This window comes from Solidesulfovibrio alcoholivorans DSM 5433 (genome assembly GCF_000702665.1).
GTDB lineage: Bacteria > Desulfobacterota > Desulfovibrionia > Desulfovibrionales > Desulfovibrionaceae > Solidesulfovibrio > Solidesulfovibrio alcoholivorans.
In genome coordinates this window covers 1-1,816 of the sequence record NZ_JNJA01000057.1, presented here as the reverse complement: position 1 = coordinate 1,816, position 1,816 = coordinate 1, and the positions used below count along the sequence as shown (strand labels likewise).

The following is a 1,816-nucleotide window of genomic DNA, read 5'->3' as shown; positions in this document are numbered from 1 at the left end:
GATGATCGAAGACATCTAAGGGGGCTGCCGAGGGGGTCAATTTTGGACGCTGATTTCATCCAAAGAGGGGTCAATATTCCATGCTGATCAACAGCCCCGAGCAAGTCACTGGTGTAATAGGCATTCTGGCGAACGTCCATTCGATGGATTTTGTAATAATGTTATGAATTCAATAGTGGAGCTTGGTGAAAAAGGACTGGGAGCTTTTAGGTTCGATAGAATTAAAGAAATATTGAATTATAATTAGTTATGTTGAACCAACTCTATCCGGCAACCCATGGATATGAGTGATGATTAAGTTTCAACTATGGTATGAGTTCAAGGTCTCCTGCATGGAAGAGGGGAAAATAGTGCTGGAGAAGAAGTAGCTAGCTGGATTGTTTGGGAATAGTTGCGCATTATGGCCCACGTCGTCCAGGGAAGATGGTGGCATGGGTATGATGATAAATAGTAGAAGTTTGTTTCAAACATGACAGCCTATCACGTAAGTCACCTCTATGGAGAAAGTGATTGATACTTCCAAGAATTTGAAGCAGTAAATATTCAGCGTTTTATCAGGCTGGGGTCCATGGGAATTTTTTTGTCATAATGGTGATGTATCGGAAGAATTTGACCTTTTTGAATATCATGTGAAGATAAATTACTTACACGTACTTTAGGCTCTCCATAAAGCCAGTCTCTGTCAAAAAGTGTTCGGATCATTGGGATAGTATAATTTGTAGCCAAACCTGCAATGCAATCGAGCAACGTAGGGGGTACGATTTGGTATATAAGATTCCCATAGCCAAAAGAAAATAAGTAACTAGGAACAGTCGGATTGTTTGTTGATCTTTTAAGCAATAAAACCATAACACCATCTACCGGACGAGGGCCGGGAATAAATGTTTCGATCGCAATTTCTGGAGTGATAAAGTGTTGCGTATGATCTTTGTTTTTTATCCATTCAATTGCTTCTTTGAAATGTATTAAGTCATTATTGGGCATGACAGAGAGAGCCATTTTTACTAATGTCTTATAAACGGCAACAGGAATATATGGTTCAATTTCATAATTGAAGATCGCAGTGTTGTCCTCGGGGAATGTCAATATTTTATCTTCCGTACTTTCCTTTATAGTCAATCCATTGTCGTAGTCTATCCGTGATTTTTTACTTTTTGTCCTATAGCTTGGCACGCCTCGCTTGCCTTTGATCTGTCCTACTTGTCTATATGCTTTAGATACTTTGTCAAAGTGAACTTCAATATTATTGGAAAAAAATGTATTGCATTCGTCGCACTCATCAAGAGTGATAATATTTTTGTTTCCGACGGCTTCTGGAATTGAATGTGCGATATCTTTAAATGTTGTTTCTTTCTCATTTTTGCCGCAGAAACGACATATCCTATCTTGAGATCTGCCGATTTTGATTTGTTGTGTGTCTTTAGGCAACGCACTGAAAAGAATACAGTAGTTTTCATCTAAAAGTTCAAGCCCTTTGCACATTTCCACTCCGTGGCTCAATTCGGCATTGGAATTCTATGTAAAATTTTTAGCAGTATATTCAATTTTAAATATATAGTCAAGAATAAGTATATTGGTGCAGATTCCCTATGATTCGAAGGGGTATGATATTATGGAGATAGAGCATAACATACTGATACAATTAACGATTCATATCATCCCGTCCTCCCCAAAGCCCTTTTTTCTCCTCCCCATAGCAAAAAACCCTTGACCTCCCCGTACCAAATCCGTACTTACCCCGAGCCAACGACGCGCCAACGAAGCCAACGGTTTTGGCCCCCAACTTTTTCTTGGGAACGGAAATTTTGGGGTTGAC

Annotated in this window: 1 protein-coding gene; it reads right to left on the bottom strand. The window is 39.3% G+C overall.

All coding sequences use genetic code 11. From position 1 onward, the window contains the following. Nucleotides 1-543 precede the first annotated feature (543 nt). On the bottom strand, nucleotides 544-1,482 hold the full coding sequence (locus Q368_RS25415; protein ID WP_084159010.1) for an HNH endonuclease: 939 nt from the start codon (nucleotides 1,480-1,482) through the stop codon (nucleotides 544-546). Between the last annotated feature and the right edge of the window lie 334 nt (nucleotides 1,483-1,816).

Coding starts and splice junctions, on each gene's coding strand:
- Q368_RS25415 (WP_084159010.1), bottom strand. CDS start 1,482: ATGTGCAAAGGGCTTGAACTTTTAGATGAAAACTACTGTATTCTTTTC.